Below are 17,749 nucleotides of genomic sequence, written 5' to 3'. Positions count from 1 at the left end.
CGACACGCTACTTCAGCGCCCGTCGGGCAGGTACACGCCGTCGACACCGAGTCGCGACCCCGCGCTGAGCAGCATCTCGGCCTCTTGCGGCTTCTCCGGAGCGTCGGAGGAGAACCGGCGGTCGGCGGGCTTCTCATACAGCGGCCGCCCACCGGCGATCGCCGATGTCAGCCGGTGTTGGCCGGCCAGCACGCGGGCGTCGGCGCGCTGCGTGTAGTCCGCCCGCTGCTGCGGGCTCAGCGCCGCCAGGAACGCCTGTGGATGCACCAAGGCGATGAGACCCGACACATGGCCGAAGCCCAGACTCGTGATCAGACCTGCCTTGAGCGGGAATTTCTCCCTGAATCGGAGCGTATCGCGCACCCACACGAAGTGCGCGGAACCGGCCATCTCATCGTCGACGCAGTCCAGGCTGCGGTTCGGCGGGATGACTCCGTCGCGCAGGATTTGACACAGTCCCATCATCTGGAACGCGGCCGCGCCGCCCTTGGCGTGACCCGTCAAACTTTTCTGGGAGACCACGAACAGCGGTGCACCTTGCGACCGGCCCATCGCGTCGGCAAGCCGTTCGTGCAGCTCGGTTTCGTTGGGATCGTTCGCCAGTGTCGATGTGTCGTGCTTGGACACGACGGCGATGTCGTCGGGTCCGACACCGAGCTTGCGCAGCGAGCGTGCAAGCTGCGACTCCGGCCCACCGCGTCCCGCACCCAGGGCACCGAGCCCCGGAGCCGGGATCGACGTGTGCACTCCATCACCGAACGAGGACACATACGCGACCACGGCCAGCACGGGAAGTCCCATCCTGAGCGCAAGGTCGCCGCGGGCCAGCAATATCGTGCCCCCGCCCTGGCCCTCGACGAAGCCGAGCCGCCGACGATCGTTCGCACGCGAGAACTTCGAGTCGCTGATGCCCTTCGCCCGCATCATCTCGGTGTCGGCGGTCGCCGCCATGTCACCGAAGCCGATGACGGCCTCGAGCGTCGTGTCGTCGTAGCCGCCGGCGACCACGAAGTCGGCCTTGCCCAATGTGATCTTGTCGACGCCCTCCTCGACGGAGATGGCCGCCGTCGCGCAGGCACCGACCGGGTGGATCATGGCGCCGTAGCTGCCGACGTAGGACTGCACGACGTGTCCGGCGATGACGTTCGGCAACACCTCCTGCAGGATGTCGTTCGGCTTGTTCTGGCCGAGCAGGTTGCCGTGGTACATCGTCTGCATCGACGTCATGCCACCCATGCCGGTGCCTTGCGTGCTGGCCACCATGCTCGGGTGCACCCACCTCATCAGCTCGGTGGGACTGAAGCCTGCCGACAAGAACGCGTCGACCGTGGTGACGAGGTTCCATAGCGCCAGCCGATCGATCGAGTTCGTCATGTCCGGGCTCACGCCGTAGACCCTCGGATCGAACCCGGTCGGGATCTGGGCGCCGACGGTTCGCGACAGCTTGACCTTGCGCGGTATTCGGACCTCAGTGCCCGCCTTACGAGTGACCTGCCAATCACTGCTGTCGGGCAGCGGGGCGATCACGGTGTGCTCCGGGTCGAACTGCATGAATCCTCGGGCCTCGGCTTCCGACGACACCACGAAGGTGAAGTCCTTGTCGAGGAATACCGAAACCAACAGGGGTGACGCGTGATCGGGATCGATGGCGCCGTCGTCGACCCACTCCCGAATGCCGACGCGGTCCACCACCGGATCGTGGTAACGCTCGACGAGTTCGCTCTCGTCGACAAGGTCGCCGGTTTCGGTGTCGTACCATCCCGGCTTCGGATCGTCCTCCCACTTGACCAGCCCGGTGGTCCACGCCAACTCGAGCACACCGGCGGCCGACAGCTCGTTGTCGACCTCCATCTCGAAGCGGGTCCGCGACGAGCCGTACGGTCCGATCTCGGCGCCGCCGACGATCACCACCATGTCGGCCGGATCGACGTCGAGGTCGTCCCACGCCGGCGGCGGTGCGGCCCGGTAGCCGCGCGGCGGTGATGGCAGTGCCCGGATGGCGCCTTCGTCTTCGGAGTCGTCGGCTCCGCCTTCTCCGGCCCCGGCGACCATCTCCTCACGCGCCTTGGCGGCGAGCTCGGCCATGTCGAGCTCCACCTCGGCCAGGCCACCGGTCATGTCGACCTGCAGCGGCTCGCGGGCGGCGGCGACCTTGGATTCGATGTCGCACAGCGACAGCAGCATGCCCGCCATCTCGTCGGTGGTGTAGGTCTGGACGCCGGCCTGTTCCACCGCGCCGACGATCGCGTCGTTGTGGCCCATCAGCCCGGTGCCCTTGGTCCAGCCGATCAGCGCATGCGCCAGCGAAACCCGCTGCGCCCACGATGATTCGGCCTTCCACCTGGTGACCAGCGCGTCGAGCGCGGACTTCGCCTCGCCGTAGGCGCCGTCACCGCCGAACATGCCGCGGTTGGGTGAACCGGGCAGCACGACGTGCAGACGCGCGGCGATGTCGCGTTCGGCGCCGATGTGGGACAGTCCGGCGATCAGCCGCTGCACCGCCCACAGCAACACCTTCATCTCCATCTCGGCGCGCGACCCGGCCTCCGAGAGGTCCCCGGCCACGCGCGGCGCGGCAAACGGGAACAGCAGCGTCGGGGTCTGCGCGTCCTTGAGGTGAATCGACTGCGGCCCAAGGCTTTCGGTTTGCTCGGTACCCACCCACGAGACGAGCGCGTCGATATCGGTGTAGGACGCCATGTTCGCAGGCACCACCCACAGCTTGGCCTCGAAGCGGGCGTTGTCGCGGTAGAGGGTGCGGTAGAACGCCAGCCGGTCGTCGTCGAGCTTGGACGTCGTCGCGATGACTGTGGCGCCGCCGTCGAGCAGCTGTGCCACCACCGACGCCGCGATCGATCCCTTGGACGCGCCGGTCACCACCGCGACCTCGTTCCAGTAGCAACCCTTGCCCGGGTTCTCCGCACCTGCCGCCGCGCGCCCGTAGAGCGACGCGTGGATGGTGCGCCCGGCGGCCAGGGCCTTACCCTGCCACCAGGTCGCTTGGGTGCCCACGACGTGGCCGGCGCCCTCGAAGCGCTCCGAGAGCCGGCTCCAGTCGGCGTCGATCTCGTCCTCGTCGAGCAGCCAGAGCTTCGCCAGGTCCTCACGCGCGCTGGCCCAGCGGTCGTCGAACAGCACCGCCTTGCGGCCGTCGAACACCGGAGCCACCAAACGGGGCCAGTCCGAACCCAGTTCGGCGGTCACCAGGTCGATGAGCTCGGCGTCGGTGGCCTCCGGAACCGGAACGGGAGTGTCGAGACCCAGCTGGCCGAGGATCATGCGGGCCGCCGAGGCCAGCACGCCGTTGCGGCCGGTGACCTGTTCGGCGAACTCGGTCAGCGCGGCCGAGTCGACCACGCCGCCCCCGCCTCCTGCCGCCGATGGCAGCGACACCGACACACCGCGTCGCGCCGCCACCGTAGTGACGGCGCCGTCTATGACCTTGTCGACGGTGGCGGCGTCGGCGAGCGCGCCGTCGTGCAGACCGCCCAGGTCACCGCCGCGCACGCTCGACCCTTCCCGGGTGCCCAGCGCCACCTCGACGGTGACGTGCTTGGCCCAGCCGTCGCCGAGTTCCCAGGTCTTCTTGACCCTTTCGGCGATGTAGCCGGGACGCTTGCCCGACGGCCCGAGCACGGTCCGCAACTGGTCGTTGATCGCGTCGGACAGCACCGGCCCGAACGGCTTGTAGGTCCGCGCCAGCTTGGTGACCTGGCCCTTGAGCCCGGCCAGATCCGCTTCTGCCGCGCCGTCGATGGCGCCGAGGTTGAGCTCGGAGCCGAGGTCGACGAGCAACTGGTTGCGCCGCGACGACGCACCGTCGGTGATCGACTCGATGGAGTCCAGTGGCTCGATCTGGTCGATGCGCATCTTCGCCGACAACGCGATCAGCGCCATGGTGGCGTCCGCGGCGTCGTAGCCGATGTCGTCCGGGCGGGGGCCACCGGTCGGTGCTGCGGGCGCCGGCGCCGGGGCCGACGGTGCCGTGTCCGTCGCGGGCGCGGCGGCGACCGGAGCGGCCTCTTCCTCGTCGGCCTCGGGCTCAGGGTCGGTGTCGGTCGCGAACAGCACGGCCGCATCCCGCTCCGAGTTCAGCACTTCGGTTGTGCTGTGCGAATACTCGGGCAGCTTGAGTGTGTTGGCCGCCAGGCCGGCCACCGTCGGCGAGGACTTCACGCCGATCTCGACGAACCGTTCGATGCCCAGGCCACCGGCGGCCTCCTCGATGAAGAGCAGGTCCTGAGTCTCGATCCAACGCACCGGGCTGGCGAACTGCCAGGCGAGCAGCTCGATGACCACCTTGCGGCACAGCTCGGCCGGCTTCTCGTTTCGCCACGTGTCGTAGTCGGCGAGGATTTCGTCGAGCGGTTCGGCGGGCACCAGATCGCGGATCTCCTCGATGAAGTCGCGGTCGAGGGTGAACGGCCGCGGCACCAGGTTCGGGATGTACTTACCGATGATCAGGTCCGGATCCTGGTCGCGGGGCATCACCCGCTCCAGCGAACGACGGAAGTCGGCGACCCCGACGCGCAGCACCGACGAGTGGAACGGCACATCGATACCCGGCACCAGGATGAACGAGCGCTTGCCGCCGGTGATCTCGCGGCGCCGCTCGACCTCCTCCTCCAGCGCCTCGAGCCCGCGCACTGTGCCCGCGATCGCGTACTGCGAGCCGCGCAGGTTGAAGTTCACGATCTCCAGAAACTCACCGGCATTCCGGGAGACGTCGGCGACGAATTGCTTGACGTCGGCGTCGTCGAGGTCGATCTGCGACGGCCGGATCGCGGCCAACCGGTAGTTCGACCGGCCGAGGTGGTCACGCGGCACGATGTCGTGCATCTTGCTGCCGCGGTGGAACACCACCTCGAGCAATGCTTCCAACTCGTAGACGCCGGACACACACGCCAGCGCGGTGTACTCGCCGACGGAGTGGCCGCAGGCTATCGCGCCCTCGACGAATGCGCCCTGCTCGCGCATCTCGGCCACCTGAGCGGCGGCCACTGTCGCCATGGCGACCTGGGTGAACTGGGTGAGGAACAGCACGCCGTCGGGATGGTGGTAGTGCACCCCGCTGGCGATCAGGCTGGTCGGGTTGTCGCGCACCACATGCAGCACCGAGAAGCCCAGCGTGTCGCGGGTGAACTTGTCGGCCGTGTCCCACACCTTGCGGGCGGCCTTGGAGCGGGCCCGGACCTCCATGCCCATGCCCCTGTGCTGAATGCCCTGGCCGGGGAACGCGTAGACGGTCTTGGGCGCGGCCAGCTGGGCCGTCGCCGACATCACGAGGTCACCCGCGGAACTACTCCCCTGGCTCGCTTCGCTCGCTGCCCGCCGAATCTTGGCGGTCACCTCCACGATCTCTGCGCCCCGGTCGATTCCGACCCGGTCGACGCGGAAGTCCACCTCGTCGCCGGGCTGCACCATGCCGAGGAAGCGCGATGTCCAGCCGACCACCCGCGCCGGGGGTGCGGGCCTGCCGTCGGTGGCGGTGACTACGTGCTGGGCGGCCGCGGACAGCCACATGCCGTGCACGATGGGCGACTTCAGCCCGGCCAGCAGGGCCGCGGCGCGATCGGTGTGGATCGGGTTGTGGTCCCCCGACACCACGGCGAACGCGCTCATGTCAGTCGGCGCGGCCACGGTGACGTCTCGGCGGCGGCGCCGCGGGGTGTCGGTCGCGTTGTCGGTGATCGCACCACCGGCCCGCGGCGGGTCGGCGAGTTCGGCCGCACCCGTGCGGCCGCGGATCGCGAAGCGCTCCTCGAGGGTGGCCAGCAGGTTGCCGCCGGCATCGCGAATCTGCACGTGCACCGGCACGACACGGCCGTACTCGGTGTCGGTGGCCGCCGAACCCGTTGCGGTGACGGTCAGTTCGGTGCGCGTCTTGGGCATCTGGGTCAGCAGATGGGCGGCGTGGTCGAGGTGCACCAGGCTCAGCAGACCCTCGACGACCGGGAGACCGTCGTCGGTGACGGCCGTGCCGATCGCCGCGAACACCGCGGGCCAGCAGTGGCCGACGAGGGCATCGGGCACCAGCGTGAGGCCGGGCGCAAGCGGGGCGCCGAACGTCGCGGTGACGCCGGTGTGGTCGGCGACCTTCTCGGGATCCCAGTTGACGGTCATCGTGGCGACCCCGTCGGCGACCGGCGGCAGCGCTTCGGGTCCGTCGACACCGGCGGCGATGGCCAGCACGGAACGCATTGCGGCAGAGGCGTCCTCGACGGTGACGACCGGCATACCGCCGTTGACCGTGCACGAGGGCAAGGTGAACGCGATGTTGATCCAGATGTCGGACAACGGCACGCTCAGCGTGACCTGATCACCGGCGAGTTCGAGGCGGGCGCCGGTGGACGGGTGGGTGGCAGCACGATTCTCGTTGGCCTGCCACTCGTCGGGCGCGCCGATGCGGTGCACCGGGTTGATCGCGGTGCGACCGGCCCACAGCACGTCGGGCGAGTCGAGCACCACCGCCAGCGGGCCGCTCACGTCGGCCCGCGCCTGCCGCCGCGACACCACCGGCACCGGATTGCCGTCGGTGGTCAGCGCCTCGTCGATCGCGGCCTGCTCGAAGCGGTCGAGAAGTTCACCGACCGGCTCGTCGACGCGGGTGATGCCCGCGACCGCCTGGGTGCCCGGGATGATGCACACCTCGTCGGCGGTGTAGCGAGCGTCGTGGGCCTGCCACAGTGAGTCGCTGCGCCACCACCGGCGCACGTCCTTGTCGATGACCGGCACGAAGTTGACCGGCTTTCCGGGGACCTTGCACAGCGTGACGAACCATGGCACGTCGGCGGGATGCAGGCGCAGAGTCTCCGACTCGGGGTAGCGGGCGACCAATGTGGCGATCGCCCGGGCCGGGTCGTCGAAAAGCGCGGGGTCGTCGAACAGGGTGGCGATCGGGCCGGAGTCCTGCGGATGCAACCGGGCCTCGGCGCGGTGCAGCATCTCGGCGAACCGGTCCCGCCAGGTGTCGGCCAGCCACGGGCTGCCGGACAGCCTGGTGTCGGCGGTGCTGTCGTCGTCTCCGACCGCCAATTCGAGGTAGCGCTCTAGCCATTGCCGGTAGGTCATGTCACCGACATCGCCGAAGTACGGCTTGCAGGTGGTGGCCATCGCGGCGACGATCTCGTCGCGCCGGGCCGCGACGGCCTCGCCATCCCCGGCGACCTCGTCGAGCAGCCGGCCGCAGCGCGATGCGGCGTTGTCGATCTCGTGGATGTCGGCGCCCAGCTGGCTACGGCTGGAGGCCATGCCGCCCTGGGCCTTCCCGGCGCTGATCCAGTGGTCGGTTCCGGTGGTCTCGACCAGCATCTGCTTGACGGCCGGCGAGGTGGTGGCCTCCAGCGTCGCCATCGCCGCGGTGCCGACCAGGATGCCGTCGACCGGCATCGCCGGGAAACCGTACTCGGTGGCCCACCGCCCGGACAGGTACTCGGCCGCCCGCTCCGGGGAGCCGATGCCGCCGCCGACACAGACCGTGATGTTCGGCAGCTTGCGCAGCTCGCCGTAGGTGGTCAGCAGCAGGTCGTCGAGGTCTTCCCAGGAGTGGTGCCCGCCGGCGCGACCGCCCTCGATGTGCACGATGACGTCCTTGCCGGGCACCTCGGCGGCGATCTTGATGACCGACTTGATCTGGTCCACGGTGCCGGGCTTGAACACCACGTGGCTGATGCCGACCGTGTTGAGCTCGTCGATCAGCGCGACGGCCTCCTCCAGCTCGGGGATGCCGGCGGAGACGACGACGCCGTCGATAGGGGCGCCCGACTGGCGGGCCCGCTGCACCAGACGCTTCCCGCCCAGCTGCAGCTTCCACAGGTAAGGGTCGAGGAACAGCGAGTTGAACTGCACGGCGCGGCCCGGTTCGAGCAGCGTGGTCAGCTCGGCGATGCGGTCGGTGAAGATCTCCTCGGTGACCTGGCCGCCGCCGGCGAGCTCGGCCCAGTGCCCGGCGTTGGCAGCCGCCGCGACGATCTTCGCGTCGACCGTCGTCGGGGTCATGCCCGCGAGCAGGATCGGCGAGCGCCCGGTGAGGCGGGTGAACTTCGTCGACAGCTTCACCGATCCGTCAGGCAGTTGCACGGTGGTCGGTGCGTAGCTGGACCACGCCGGCGGCACCTCGGGTTCGGCGCCGACGGTGAACAGGTTGCGCTGCCCGACGCGCGTGGCGGCGGGCACGATGCCCACACCGAGCCCGCGGATCACCGGAGCGGTCAGGCGGGTCAGGGTGTCGCTGGGGCCCAGGTCGACGATCCACTTGGCGCCGGCGTCGTGCAGCCGCTCCACCTCGGCCACCCAGTCGATCGGGCGCACGAAGATCGACTCGGTCATGTGGTGAGCGAGGTCGGGGTCGATGCCACACTTGGCGGCCCAGCGGTCGACGACCTCGACCCCGTCGGCGAGCCGCGGCGTGTGGAAGCCGACCTCCACCTGAATCTGGCTGAACGCTGGACTGAATACACTGCCGCCGCGCACCTTGTTCTTGCGCTCGGCCTCCTCCTTCTCGGTGATCTTCGCGCAGTAGAGCTCGAACCGGCCCAACTGCTCGGGGGTGCCGGTGATGACGACGGATCGCCTGCCGTTGCGGATGGAGAGCACCGGCGGCAACACCGTGCGCACGTCGGTGGAGAACTCCTCCAGCAGGGCGGCGATGCGATCGGGGTCGACGTTGGTCACCGAGACCATCGGCGACTTGTCGCCCCGCCCGACCATGCCGCGCCGTCGCGAGACCAGCGAGCCGGCCGCGCCGATGAGCTGCAGCAGGGCCAGCAGTTCGGCGTCCTTGGTGCCGCGTGCCCGCAGCGATTCGCAGGCCATGATGCCCTGCGAGTGCCCGGCCATGGCGACCGGCGGGGTGTCGTACAGGTCCAGGCCCTGGCGGATGACCGCGCGGGTCGCGGCCATCTGCGCGAGCAGGATTCCCGGGCCGGAGATGGCGGCGGTGATGAGTTGCTTGGTCGGCGGCAGCGGCTCGTCGGCGGCCAGCGCCCGCACCCACTGCAGAGGCTCGAACCCGATGGGGCGGACAACCACGAGCTCGCGCGCGACGGGTTCGAGCAGCAGCGCCGCCTCACCGACCAGTTCGCTGAGTTCTGACTCGATGCCTGCCGAGCTGACGAGTTCCTCGAGATTCTCCAGCCAGAAGCCGCCCTGGCCGCCGAATGCCACCGCGTAAGGCTCTCCGGAGTTGAGCCGATCGACGAGGGCGTGGGTGCCCGCCAAGGTCTCCCTCGATTCGGCGGTGCGGTCGGTGGACACCCGGTGCTGCTCGTTGATCGTCACGTCTTGTCTTCTCCTCGTCCCGCGTGAAGCTCGTCGTCTGTGGTCTCGGAATCTCCGGTGGCCCGCGCTGCCTGCGCCCGGCCATGCGATTCGGCGTCGAATCCGGCTGGTTCTGCTGCGTCCCGGCGGATCGGACAGCGCCTGCCTCTGCTCCTGCGATCCGCCTTCCGCGCACGCCAGCCGTACTAAGAGTGTCATAAGAGGTGACCCTGGATTGGCCCGCGAATTGGTTACTGGAGAGTTCTACGCTCGGGTAACCCGCTATTGCGTAACGCAACGCTCAGGTGGCGTTATCAGCCACTCGGACAAACGTCCTGCATGCGGGTGGTTACGGTCGAGTAGACCGAAGTCCGCAGATCAGAGCGGGATTGTTATCAAATTGTTATGTAAAAATCTTCGACCCGTCTCACCAGCGACGTCGGCGGCTCCAGACAAGACACGGCGGCGAGATTTGTCTTCCCGAAGCGGCCAGCCACCGCATGGAGTTTGCTGCGCGTACTTACTGATCGGTAAGGTTTAGTCCCACTGTCCGTAGCGAGGCTTCAAGATGTGGTTGATGTCCACGCCGACGCCGCCCACGGAGCGCTCGTCGATCTCCACCTGGTGCAGATGTGCGGCCGGATGGGCGACTTTCCCCGGCGATCCCCAGTTGTGCTGCCAGTAGTAGGTTCCGATGCCGTCCTGCATGGCCCATTCGATGGTCTTGGAGTTGGCGTAGACGCCGACCCGCTGCCGGCCCAGCACGGCTTCCCAGCCGCGCAGATACGGCGCCACCTGCCGCTTGTACTGCTCGAATGTCGGGTCGTCGTCGATTGAGGCGTAGATCGGCGCGCCGTTTGAGCCGCCCGCGGCGACATGAAGTTCCCAGCCGCGTTTGGCGTGCGCGATGCCCGCGCTCTGGCCGGCGAGCCAGTCGGCGGTGTCCTGCTTGCCGTACTGGTAGCACGACACGATCTTCAGGCCGCCCTGGTAGAGGTCGCGCGCTTCGGCCAGCACGATCGGCTTGCCCAGCATCCACTCTCCGCCGGGGCGGCGGTCGGAAACGTAGCGGATCGCGCCGAGTGCGCCTGATGCTTTTATGTCGCTGGCCTTGATCACGCCGGCCGCGTAGTCGAGCAGGATGCCCAGCGGCGCCGCGGAGGCGGGCGCCGTCGGTGCCAGCCCCTGAAGGCCGGCACCGACGGCCAACGCGGCGGGTGCGCAGACGGCGCCTCTGAGCACGGCGCGCCGGGACATCGACACAAGCCACAGATTACGACAGAAGTCTCGATTTTCACGTCTACTTCGCTGGTCACAGCGGCATTGACAGGTTTCGAAGGGATCGCGGCCGTACCACTCGGCGGTCGACTCAGGTGGAGCCGGCCTCCCGTCGGCCGCCGAGGAGGATGCCTGCCGCGTACTCGGAGTCGGTCGCCGTGACGTGTTCCTGCAACGCCCTTTCCAACCGGCCCGACACGACTCCGTTCCACAGCTCGCGGTAGTCCCGCACCACCTGGCCCAGCTCTTCGGTCTGGCCGGGTCCGGGCGCGTGGACGGCGCCGAACCGAGCGGCGATGCACTCGTCGAGCCCGTGGACGAACCCGCCCGCCAACCCGTCGATCGCGTCCCGCGTCGCCTCGACGATGTGCAGCAGCACCCGTATGTAGACCAGAGGGTCATCCGACCGCGTGATGACCTTGCGCACCGCGGGGTCGGTCACCTTGACCATGTCGTCGACCACCTCGGCCAGGCCGTAGTCGACGAGCCGGCGCGCCTCGTCACTGCCGGCGTCGATCGCCGGATCGCGGGCGGTGGTCTCCGCGCCGGTGCCCTCGTCTGCGGAATCGGTGCGCGGACCCAGGACCGCCCGCTGCAGACCCAGGATGTCGGCCAGATCGGCGCCTTGGCGCAAGCTCGTGAAGAACTCGGCGATGTGGGCGGAGTTGAAGCCGCGGCGGTGCAGCTGGTTGATGGTGCGCAGCTGCGAGAGGTGGTAATCGTCGTAGACCGCGGATCGCCCCACCCGCCGCGGGGGGTCGAGCAGCCCGCGCTCCCGGTAAGCCCGGATGTTGCGGGCGCTGACCCCGGAGATCTGGGCGAGTTCGTCGAGACGGTACTCAGTCACCCCGCCGCACCCAGGTCTCTCGTGTGGTGCGGGACGGCGTGGCACCGCCGGAAGTCATAACCCCACCTTAGCTGCGCAGCCCGGGGCGAGCGAAACTCATGCACCATGTATCTCGGTTTGCTGGCTATGCGCCGGAACAGGTCCGGCCTGCAGGGATCTGACACTGAGCTAGGTACCGATCGCAGGCCGGTGTCGATTCAGCCAACAGTCACTCCAGTGGATCCGCGGAGGTGAGCGAGTTCACCCGGCCGGGATTGGCGTCGGCAGGCGCGGCTGGGCGACCATGGTCAGAGGGCCGCTGATGAGGCGATCACGAGAAAGGTTCGGTGTGCGTTCCTGGATCGTGTGGGCCACCGGCCTGTTCGCCTACATCGTCGCCGTGTTGGACCGCACCACACTCGGCGTTTCGGGCCTGGACGCTGCCGACCGGTTCTCAGCCAGCCCCAGTCTGCTGTCGACGTTCGTCGTCTTGCAGGTCATCGTTTATGCCTGCGCGCAGGTTCCCGCGGGGCTGCTGCTCGACCGTTTCGGCTCGAAGGCCATGATCCTGACCGGTGCCGCGCTGATGGCGTCGGGGCAGCTCGTGCTGGCCTTCGCTGAATCGCTGCCGGTGGCCATCGCGGCGCGGGCGGTGCTCGGCCTCGGCGATGCCTTTACGTTCATCTCCGTGCTGCGGCTCGTGCCGCACTGGTTCACCCCGCGGCAGGTTCCGCTCGTGACCCAGCTGACCGGGATCTGCGGACAGCTTGGACAGGTGCTCTCTGCGGTGCCGTTCTTCACCGTGTTGGCGGCGTGGGGCTGGAGCACCGCCTACGCATCGGTGGCCGCTCTGGGCGTGCTGTCGATGGTGCTGACGCTGGCGCTGGTGGAGAACACCCCGCGGGGCAATCTGGTCGAGGCCGAGACGATGTCGGTGCGCGAGACGCTGGCCAGCGTCAAGACCGTGTGGCTACGCCCGGGAACCCGCCTGGGGTTCTTCACTCACATGGGCACTCAGTTCTCGGTGACGGTGTTCGCGCTGATGTGGGGTGTGCCCTATCTGACAGAGGCGCAGGGCGTGTCCGCGAGCGTCGCGGGCACCCTGCTGACGGTGTCGGTGGTGGCGGCCATCTCCTCGGGGATCCTCGTCGGCATCTTCACCGGACGCCGACCCCACCGGCGCTCGCGCCTGGTGCTGGGGATAATCGCCAGCAACGCCCTGGTGTGGTCGGTGGTGCTGGCACTGCCCGGCCCGGCGCCGCTGTGGCTGCTCATCGTGTTGATCGTGGTGATCTCCGTCGGGGGTCCCGGCTCGATGGTCGGGTTCGACTTCGCGCGCACGTTCAACCCGGGCGCGACCCTGGGCGCCGCGTCAGGGCTGGTCAACATGGGCGGCTTCGTTGCCTCGCTGCTCGTGATGCAGGCGATGGGCGTCATCCTCGACGCCGCGGGCGAGATCTCGTTCGATTCGTTCCGATGGGCGTGGACGGCGCAGTACGTGATCTGGACGGTTGCGGTCGTCGGGATCCTGATCACGCGCCGCAAGGCCCGTCGCCTGATGCGGCTCAACGAACTCAATCCGCAGGTCGCCTCCGGGCACCTGCTGTTGGAGGGGGCCGATGCGGCCCTAGAAACGGGCGTGAACCCGGCCGCCGACTAACGGTTCTTGGCCGACTTCCGGCGGTTGGCCTTCTTGATCGCCGAGACCAACTCGCTCTTGTTCATCGAGGACCGTCCCGAGACGTCGAGCCGGCGGGCGATGTCATAGAGGTGCTTCTTCGAAGCGTTGGCATCGACGCCCTCCGCGGTCTTGCCCTTGGCGTTCGGCCCGCCGCTGCGGGCACGTTGGTCGGACGGGCCCTTCTTGGACTTCCGTTCCCAGTGGTCGCCGACCTTCTCGTAACTGGTGCTTCAGCGCGCTGTAGGCGACGCGGTGCGCACGCTCGCCGTCGCCGTACTCCTCGGCCGCCGAGTCGTGGGTCTTGGCGAACGTACGCTGGGCCTTGGCGTCTGATTTCTGCAGTGTGCTGGGCAATTCACTCTTGCGCGCGCTGCCGCTCTTGGTCGTCTTCGGCATCGTCGACCTCCTTCGTTGCACTTCCGCGTTCGTCCGTTGCCTGTCGTCCCATACCCCGGGGACGAGTAGCTAAACCGGTGTGCCATTCACTCCGGCGGCGTGGGTTGCGTCACGAAACGAGTAGTCCACTACGCATGTCACCGCCCATGCGTCGCCTCGACGATCGATGCATGGATCAGTTGTCGTTGCACCTCCTCGGCGAATTCGCCGTGTCCCACGGTGGCCGGCGCGTCGACCTGCCTCCAGCCTGCCAGCGGGTGGTTGCGCTGGCGGCGCTGAAACGCAAGCCAGTGCACCGGCTTTGGGTGTGCGCCACACTATGGCCGCAAGCGTAGACGCGCAGGCCGTTGCCAGCCTGCGTTCGGCGACGTGGCGCCTGCGCCCACTCAGCGTAACCGGCCTGCTGACCGTCGACCCGCAGTATCTGCAACTCGGCGCAGGTGTGTCAGTCGACTTGCACGACGCGGTGGACCTGCTCGAGCAGTTGCTGGCCGGCGGCATCGACCCGCACCTGGTGGCCGAACTCCTGCCGCTGCTGCGCGCCGCGGAATTGCTGGACCGGTGGACCGAGCCGTGGGTGGACGGCCATCGGGACCGCTATCACGAGATGCGCACGGCGGCTTTCAGGATGCTCGGCCACGCCGAGGACTGACCGCCGCAACGGGACATACCGGGTCCAGGTACGCACCATGAACTTCAACGCGAAGTGCAAGCGGTTGCCTATCATTAGTCAACACTGGGTCGTTATTCGCGTCGTCCCACTGAGGAGCCATCACCATGATCGTTCGTCGCACCATCAAGCTCGTCGGCGTGGCGACAGCGGTAGTCGCGTTGGGTATCAACCTTCCGGGCCAGGCCGCAGCGGATGAACGCGACGATGCCTTCAGTCAGAAGCTCTTCGACGACGCGATAAATTTCGCTGGGCAGCAGCTTGCGGTCAAGAGGGCCGCGGAGACCTGCGCGGCTTTCGACGCCGGCATGTCACCGGCGGAGGTGCACGACGCCGTGATGAACGGCACCGCACACAGTGAAGGTTCCGCCTTTTCTCCGCAACAGGCCGCGATCTTCATGGCCGATGCCGTGCAGTTCTACTGCCCCGGATACGCGAACCTGTTCGTCGGCCACTAGGCGAGTCCATCGGCTCGCAGCGATGCCTCAGGTCGTCGGCGGGAGCAGCCGCTGACTGCTCCGCGCCGCAAGCAGGACTGAGCTCATCGGCCGCGGTGCCAAAATAAAGGGGTGAATCCAACGCCGAGCCCCTCCGCCGTGGCCGTCGTGCTGGCCGCGGGCACGGGAACGCGGGTAGGCGCCGACGGCAACAAGGCGTATCTCACGGTGGCCGGCCGCCCGATGGTCGCCTGGTCGTTGCACACGTTGACCCACGTCGCCGGGGTGACGCGGATACTCCTCGTTCACCGGCGGGGCGAGCGGCGTCTCGCTGAGGACATTGCCGGACAGGTGTCGACCGCTGCCGCGATCGAGCTGGTTGAAGGGGGCGATAGCCGGCACGGCTCCGAACTCAACGCGCTGCGCTATCTGGCGGCCGACATCGAAGCGGGGGCGATCGACGTCGTGCTGATCCACGACGCCGCCCGGCCGGTCGCCAGCCCCGACATGTTCCTTTCCGCGCTCAAGACGGCCCGCGAATTTGGCGGGGCGGTTCCCGTTCTGCCATTGCCCGACGTCTTGACCCACGGGTCTGAATCGATCGAGGCGGCTGCGCTGGTCCGAGTACAGACACCACAGGCGTTTCGCGCTGCGCCACTGCTCGAGGCGTATCGAATCGCCGAACGGGAAGGGTTCAAGGGCACCGACACGTCCTCGTGCATCGAGACCTTCACCGACGTAGAGGTCCGCACCTTCCGCGGCGAGAACTGCAACATAAAGGTCACGTACGCTCCCGACATCGCACTCGCCGAACGCCTGCTGGGATACACGGTCAGTAGGAGCGGCGACCCGCGATGATCGCCTCCAAGAACGGCGCATCGCCAGGCAACTCGGCGACGAACGCAGCGCTGTCGCCGTCGACCACGGTGATCGGGCCGTGGGTGAGAACCGCCGCATCGACCTCCAGGTCATCGGCGGGCGGCCGGTTCAGCAACTCGGCCAGGTGGGCGACCGCGAAACCCCGTGGGTACTGAACCGCGCGCAGCGCTGTCCTGTCCAACGTCGCGGCTACCGAACCGCGCTCATCGACGGCCTTGACGCTGTCGGTCACGGGCAACGCCGGGACTACCACCGGATTGCCTTCTCGCAGCAGGGCGAGCACCCGATCCGTCACGGGAGGCGACGCGAGCGGCTGACGGAGGTCATGGACGAGGACCCACCGGCTGGACGGATGTTCGCGCAGGAGTTCTTCGAGGCCGGCGGCCAGGAATCGCATCGGTGTGGCCGGCTTCCCGACCGCCACCACGCGCACCGAGGCCATGTCGTGATCGGCGAGTACGCCGCCGACCGCATCGGCGATCGATTCACCGGCCACCACCACGATTTGGGGACCCACTCCACGGAGCAGCGTGTCGATCACACGCAGCAACGGTGCCCGACCGGCCAGCGGGTCCAATCCGGCCGCCCCGCTGTCGTCAGCCCCGACCGCAAGCTGGACGATTGCTGACAGCTCCCGGTCGGGCGGCGCCATCACCGTGTCAACGCTAGACAGGGTCGAAGGCGTTGATCAGCCAGCGGCCGTCGACCTTGGTCAGTCCGACCTTGACGGCACTCGCTGCGAAGGCCCCTTCGGGATTCTCCTTGCTGATGGTGTTCTGATTGACGAAGACCAGCACCTCCGCAGCACCGGGTTCGATCTTCGAGACGGCGGCCTGCACGACGGCTGCGCTGGTCTTGACCTGCTTCTCCTCGGCGGCGGGTGTGACGATCTGCTGAGTGAACTGCGTGTAGTAGTTCAGGAAGTCACCGGTCAGATTCGACTTGGCGGCAGCGAAGTCCTTGTCCAGGGTGTCGGGGGAGTAGGACAGCAGCGCGACTGTTCCAGTTGTCGCCGCGTTCAGCGCCAATTCCCGGGCATCAGCGTTGGTCTGCTGGTCGGACCGGTACTGGACGAAGTAGAGCCATGCCGCGACACCCGCCGACACCAGCAGCAGAAGCGTCAGGACAATGGTGCCGATGCGCTTGCGCGCTCCGCGCAATGTTCTACGCCCCGCACCGGGACGCCGCATTAAAGCCCGCTCGTCCGTGGCGGTCGAATCGGACTCCGCGGCAGTTGATCGCGGTTCGGTGGCCGTCGACTCAGCCTTAGCGGCTGCTGTCGCGTCGTCCGCCGTCAAGGCGTCGTTGGCTGCGGCGTCCTCCTGATTGGCTTTGGCTCCTGTGGTCACGGCACGAACTCGACTTTCGACATCTTGATTTGTTCGCCCTCGTGAACCAGTTCCACCAAGAGCCGCCAGGCACGCGGTTCCTGTTTGGCCCCCGCGCTGTTGGTGACGCGCGAGGTGGCCGACACGAGGGCGGTGGCGCCGGTGTCTGTCATCGATTTCACCGCCGCGGCATTGACTGTCACCTCAGTGACGACTTTGGATTCCTGAGCCACCTTGGCGAAATCCTCCGCCTGGTCCTGGAAATCCTGCTTGAACTGCCCGGCCGAGTTGTCGATGATGCGCTGCACGTCTTCTTTCGCGTTGTTGAAGTCCAGCGACATCAACGTCACGACACTCTGTCGCGCGGCGGCGACGTACTCGGCGGTGCGCTGCTGCTCACGGACTTGTTGGCGGTGATTGAGCACCGTGAGCACGCTGAGCGTGATCAGTGCGGAGATGCACAGAATCGCCACCACGGCGGCGATAAGGCTCCACCGGATCCGCGGTATTCGCAGGCGGCGTCGCTTGATCGCCGGCTCGGCGGTATCGGCCTCGGCGGGATCATCCGCGACCTCGATGGCTTCGTCGTCCGCATCAGCCGCGTCTTGCTCGGCCGAGGCGACGTCTTTCGCGTCAGTGCCGGTGTCCTCGAGTTCGGCGTCTTTAACGGACTCGTCGCCGACATCGCTTTCAACGGCTGGTTTCGCGTCAGCGTGTTCCGTCGGTTGGGCCGTCGTTTCCTCAGCGGTCTGCGCTTGCCTGCGCAGTCGTATCGCCTTGGCCCTCGCCCGGGCGGCGGCCGCCAATGCCTCGGCCTCGGCCGCTTCGGCCTCCGCCTCCTCCGCGAGCGCCAGCGCATCCGCCGCGTCGGCCGACCGCTCAGGGTCTTGCTGCGGCGATTCAGCGACGCGATCCGCGTCTATCACCGACGCGCGGCGCCTGAAAGACGGCACAGCGACCTCCTCGTCTGCTACGTAACCATTCTGTGAGAATGCC

11 protein-coding genes and 1 pseudogene are annotated in these 17,749 nt (G+C 67.9%); 4 read left to right on the top strand and 8 right to left on the bottom strand.

Annotated elements, in window-relative coordinates:
• Positions 1-12: 12 nt before the first annotated feature.
• From K3G64_RS16720 to K3G64_RS16710, 3 genes are all read right to left on the bottom strand, one after another.
• Positions 13-9,279: a type I polyketide synthase gene (locus K3G64_RS16720; RefSeq protein ID WP_238885898.1), complete on the bottom strand. Its 9,267-nt coding sequence runs from the start codon at positions 9,277-9,279 to the stop codon at positions 13-15.
• Between the two features lie 516 nt (positions 9,280-9,795).
• Entirely contained in the window at positions 9,796-10,515 is a 720-nt protein-coding gene (locus tag K3G64_RS16715; RefSeq protein ID WP_238950752.1) for a DUF1906 domain-containing protein, read from the bottom strand.
• Between the two features lie 112 nt (positions 10,516-10,627).
• Entirely contained in the window at positions 10,628-11,383 is a 756-nt protein-coding gene (locus K3G64_RS16710) for a MerR family transcriptional regulator (RefSeq protein WP_238885895.1), read from the bottom strand.
• Positions 11,384-11,711: 328 nt separating this feature from the next.
• Here K3G64_RS16710 and K3G64_RS16705 point away from each other — a divergent pair, with 328 nt between their 5' ends.
• Positions 11,712-13,022: an MFS transporter gene (locus K3G64_RS16705; protein WP_238885893.1), complete on the top strand. Its 1,311-nt coding sequence runs from the start codon at positions 11,712-11,714 to the stop codon at positions 13,020-13,022.
• Here K3G64_RS16705 and K3G64_RS16700 read toward each other — a convergent pair.
• Both K3G64_RS16700 and K3G64_RS16695 read right to left on the bottom strand, forming a co-directional pair.
• Positions 13,019-13,439, bottom strand: a pseudogene (locus K3G64_RS16700) (ChaB family protein). The gene K3G64_RS16705 and the pseudogene K3G64_RS16700 sit on opposite strands and share 4 nt — an antisense overlap.
• 137 nt (positions 13,440-13,576) lie before the next feature.
• Positions 13,577-13,735, bottom strand: a complete 159-nt coding sequence (locus K3G64_RS16695; protein WP_238885892.1) for a hypothetical protein — start codon at positions 13,733-13,735, stop codon at positions 13,577-13,579.
• Positions 13,736-13,758: 23 nt separating this feature from the next.
• On the opposite strand from K3G64_RS16695, the gene K3G64_RS16690 reads away from it, so the two are divergent.
• The 3 genes from K3G64_RS16690 (at position 13,759) to K3G64_RS16680 (ending at position 15,404) form a co-directional block, all read left to right on the top strand.
• Positions 13,759-14,091, top strand: a complete 333-nt coding sequence (locus K3G64_RS16690) for a hypothetical protein (RefSeq protein WP_238885889.1) — start codon at positions 13,759-13,761, stop codon at positions 14,089-14,091.
• A 125-nt stretch (positions 14,092-14,216) separates the two neighbouring features.
• The gene (locus tag K3G64_RS16685; RefSeq protein WP_238885888.1) at positions 14,217-14,567 is read left to right on the top strand and encodes a DUF732 domain-containing protein; all 351 of its coding nucleotides are present in this window, start codon (positions 14,217-14,219) and stop codon (positions 14,565-14,567) included.
• 111 nt (positions 14,568-14,678) lie between these two features.
• Entirely contained in the window at positions 14,679-15,404 is a 726-nt protein-coding gene (locus K3G64_RS16680; RefSeq protein ID WP_238885887.1) for an IspD/TarI family cytidylyltransferase, read from the top strand.
• Here the strand turns inward: K3G64_RS16680 and K3G64_RS16675 are convergent.
• From K3G64_RS16675 to K3G64_RS16665, 3 genes are read right to left on the bottom strand one after another with little or no spacing between them, the layout of a single operon-like run.
• On the bottom strand, positions 15,379-16,077 hold the full coding sequence (locus K3G64_RS16675) for an IspD/TarI family cytidylyltransferase (RefSeq protein WP_238950750.1): 699 nt from the start codon (positions 16,075-16,077) through the stop codon (positions 15,379-15,381). The genes K3G64_RS16680 and K3G64_RS16675 overlap by 26 nt on opposite strands.
• Positions 16,078-16,090: 13 nt before the next feature.
• Positions 16,091-16,774: a hypothetical protein gene (locus tag K3G64_RS16670; protein WP_238885885.1), complete on the bottom strand. Its 684-nt coding sequence runs from the start codon at positions 16,772-16,774 to the stop codon at positions 16,091-16,093.
• Complete coding sequence (locus K3G64_RS16665) at positions 16,771-17,706, bottom strand: hypothetical protein (protein WP_238885884.1); 936 nt, start codon at positions 17,704-17,706, stop codon at positions 16,771-16,773. Before K3G64_RS16665 ends, K3G64_RS16670 begins: the two co-directional genes overlap by 4 nt.
• Positions 17,707-17,749 lie beyond the last annotated feature (43 nt).

It is taken from the genome of Mycobacterium sp. IDR2000157661, from assembly GCF_022317005.1.
In the GTDB taxonomy this organism is placed as follows: Bacteria; Actinomycetota; Actinomycetes; order Mycobacteriales; family Mycobacteriaceae; genus Mycobacterium.
The sequence above is the reverse complement of the archived record's forward strand: the minus strand, read 5'-3'. Positions and strand labels throughout refer to the sequence as shown.

What these genes read in the sequence shown, in the direction of transcription:
- K3G64_RS16715 (WP_238950752.1), bottom strand. Translation starts at nt 10,515, where the DNA reads ATGTCCCGGCGCGCCGTGCTCAGAGGCGCCGTCTGCGCACCCGCCGCG.
- K3G64_RS16690 (WP_238885889.1), top strand. Translation starts at nt 13,759, where the DNA reads ATGGCCGCAAGCGTAGACGCGCAGGCCGTTGCCAGCCTGCGTTCGGCG.
- K3G64_RS16685 (WP_238885888.1), top strand. Translation starts at nt 14,217, where the DNA reads ATGATCGTTCGTCGCACCATCAAGCTCGTCGGCGTGGCGACAGCGGTA.
- K3G64_RS16675 (WP_238950750.1), bottom strand. Translation starts at nt 16,077, where the DNA reads ATGGCGCCGCCCGACCGGGAGCTGTCAGCAATCGTCCAGCTTGCGGTC.